Origin of the sequence: Echinicola pacifica DSM 19836 (assembly GCF_000373245.1) — a bacterium.
In the GTDB taxonomy this organism is placed as follows: domain Bacteria; phylum Bacteroidota; class Bacteroidia; order Cytophagales; family Cyclobacteriaceae; genus Echinicola; species Echinicola pacifica.
The window spans coordinates 1-3,539 of record NZ_KB890749.1 but is presented as its reverse complement, the minus strand read 5'-3'; the positions used below and the strand labels follow the sequence as shown (position 1 = coordinate 3,539).

Below are 3,539 nucleotides of genomic sequence, written 5' to 3'. Positions count from 1 at the left end.
TGGCGTGCCACCCCCTACAGTCATATTACCTTCTCCGATATTAGCCGAAGGATTATTTAGGCTAGAAATATAATTTATTAGTCCTGCTTCCTTAGCGTCAGGGCATCCATCATTGTCAGAATCCACGTCAAGATAATTTGGGAATCCATCATTATCGGTATCTAGGCTTTGCTCTTCCACAATCCTGGAAGCTTCAAATGAAAAGGTTCCTGGAGGCAATATGCATTGGTAGGCGGGAATTCTTTCATCATTTGAAGAACCATCTCCAAAGGAGAACTGCAAATCATGCCCCACATTACAATAGGAGCCGTCAGCTTTGATTATAGGAGTGATATGCCCTCCTGTTTCTACATAGGAATACTCCTGCCCTTCCGTCCCAGTGGGTATAATTGGATAATTATACCCTTTGTAGTTAGTTACTCCTCCAATGGTATATTGATCATTATGTCCCCAGGCCCTTACACTTTTATCTTCCAATATTACCGCGGCAGTCTGAGACCCTCCGCCATCATCAGCAGATAAAAACCTAACATTTTCGAGATAACTTCCATCCTCGTTTGTTACTTTCCCCCACTCGTCATAATGATGGTTTTCTCCCGTGGCACTTAAATATAGTCCCCTACCAGTCTGACCAAAATTATTTTTCCCCATAGAATAAACATAACCCTCAGAGCTTAAAATATAATAAGTGTTTGTATTTCCTGCTATCTGAATTATCTTCTCATTTGGGGGTAAAGGGTTTACCATCTTTGTTGGAAGTACCCGGTTAGTTTCAGGACTTCCATCACCCAAAATACTTTGAGTGCCCCAAGTATATAAATCACCAGATTTGGTTTGTATAAAAACCATTACTATACTGGCTCTTATCTTATAAACCTCTTCACCTGGTGGAAGTTGCACCTGATGCCATTTTGAGTCAACCACACCTGAATTATCGCCATAGTTGTTTTCATTATCTCCCAACACCCACAACTTCCCATCCTTGGTGACTACAAATAGACTATGGTAAACTCCATAGAGATTTTCCACATCCGAAGGTGTATAATCTGCAGGTAATGAATATTGGTTTGTTACTGTTCCAAAATTATACGTCGAAGTATTTATCACCTTTGCAAAATGAGTTGAAAACCTAGATCGCATGGTTTCAGGTATTAATGGAACATAATAATAACTGGCATTTTCAGGGCCAGTTTTTGATCCCCAACTATATAATCCTGCATCAGTTAAAATGACTGCCTCAGCAGCATAAATGGTTGCAGTAGCATAGGTGTATTTTAATATTTCCCCTTGATAATTATAGCCATTCGCAGGAGTTAATTTGGTAGGGTATTTTAAATGGTCCTTACCGTTTGCGCTAAGAAACTCTCCCCACGCCATTACATCTCCTTCTGTCGTACGCCCAATTACTCCGTGGTATCCAGCTATTAGAATATCTTCTTTATAGCCAAATTCGGTAATCTCCCCTTTGCCTTCATTCACATCCAGGATTCCATCATTATCATCATCCAAATCATGAAGATTAATGATTCCATCTCCATCAAAATCACAGTACGGATCCTTCGCAAAGGGGTCCGTACATGTGGTTTGGGCATTGGCCAATCCTATATTTATGCAGGACAGCAAAAACACTAATTTTATTCTTTTCATACTATTTCTTATTTTAATAAGGAAGAGCGCTATAGCTATCCCTAAAATTCTTGTTTATTACCACCCTACTATTATTGCTTCTTTACCTTGATAGAGCGCATGGCAGGGTTAGAATATATCTTACGGATGGTAGCTACGCAGCCTACGCTTTCCGAATCATCAATGGCGTAGGTATAGGTATAAATCCCAGAATAGGCCGCGTCCTGATCATCCAAGGTTTCTATAAGGTTATAGAAACCATTTTCTCCATAATCGACAGGAGTTCCCGTTCCTACTATTGCTCCTTCTATTTCTAAAGTGGTATTAGAAGTCGCATCGGTCCCATTTCCATTGGTGGTTGTACCAGGAGAGGAAGTCGCACCATTGATTCCCTCCATATAGCTGATCAGTCCAGATTCCTTAGAGTCTGGGCAGCCATCACCATCTGAGTCCAGATCAAAGGAATTAGGTACACCATCGCCATCGGTATCCACGCGGTTTTCTTCGATGGTGTTAGAGGCCAAAAATTTAAAAGTGCCAGGAGGGGAGACGCATTGATAATAGGGAATCCTATCATCATTTGAGGCACCATCTCCAAAGGAAAATTGCAAATCATGCCCTACATTACAATAGGACCCATCTGATTTAATAATGGGAGTAATATGTCCTCCTGCTTCTACATATGAATACTCCTGACCTTCCGACCCTGTAGGTATTATAGGATAATTATATTTTTGGTAATTAGCTACCCCTCCAATAGTATATTGATTATTATCTCCCCAAGCCCTTAAGCTTTTATCTTCTAATAAAACTGCTACAGTTTGAGATCCTCCCACGTCATTCACGGAAAGGAACCTAACTCCCTCAAGGATACTTCCTTCCTCATTTGTCACCTTCCCCCAATCATAAAAATATTGGTTTTCTTTTGTTGAGCTTATATATGGCTCCCTTCCTGCTTGCCCGTAAAAGTTATGACCAAGAGAATAGACATTTCCCGAAGAGCTTAAAATATAATAGGTATAATTTCCTGCTCCTATCTGAACAATTCTCTCATTGGATGGTAAGGGATTAACCATTTGCGTCGGGAGTGACCTGAAAACTTCCGAACTTCCATCACCCAAAACACTTCTAGTTCCCCAAGTGTATAGATTACCAGATTTCGTTTGAACAAAACATAGGGACAGACTAGCTCTTAATTTATATACTTCCTCACCAGCAGGGATTTGAACCTGATGCCAAATTGAATCTATCACGCCAGAATCATCTCCATAGTTAGATTCATTATCTCCTAATACCCACAATTTCCCATCTTTAGTGACTACAAACAAACTATTATAAACTCCATATAATATTTCAACATCTGCTGGGGCATAATCTGCAGGCAAGGAATATTGATTCTTTACTGTACCAAAGCCATAAGTAGAGGTACTGACGACTTTTGCAAAATGAGTAGAAAATCTGGATCTAAGAGTTTCAGGTATTAAAGGAACATAATAATAAGAAGCATTTTCAGGTCCAGTTTTAGAGCCCCAGCTATATAATCCTGCTTCTGTCAAAACAACTGCCTCACCAGCATAGATGCCTGCTGTAACATAGGTATATTTTAAAATTTCTCCCTGATAGTTATAGCCATTGGCCGGGGTTATTTTGGTAGGGTATCTTAAATGATCTTTACCGTTTGCACTTAAAAACTCTCCCCAAGCCATTATCTCCCCATCAGAAGCCCTTCCCATAACACCATGATAACCAGCAACAAGAATATCCTCCATGTATCCAAACTCAGTAATATTATCACCTCTCTCCACCACATCCAGCACTCCATCATTATCATCATCTAGGTCGAGGCTATTGATGATGCCATCTCCATCAAAATCACAGTCGGGTCCCATACTGGTGGGATCATTACAGGGAGC

At 40.2% G+C, this 3,539-nt stretch carries 2 protein-coding genes; both read right to left on the bottom strand.

All coding sequences use genetic code 11. The annotated features are described in order from the left end of the window. Window positions 1-1,509 (bottom strand): RCC1 domain-containing protein (locus B050_RS22310; protein ID WP_157492729.1); only part of this gene is annotated, 1,509 nt, incomplete at its 3' end. 209 nt (window positions 1,510-1,718) lie between these two features. Further along, on the bottom strand, window positions 1,719-3,539 hold a 1,821-nt coding region (locus tag B050_RS0110785; protein WP_018473929.1), incomplete at its 5' end, for an RCC1 domain-containing protein.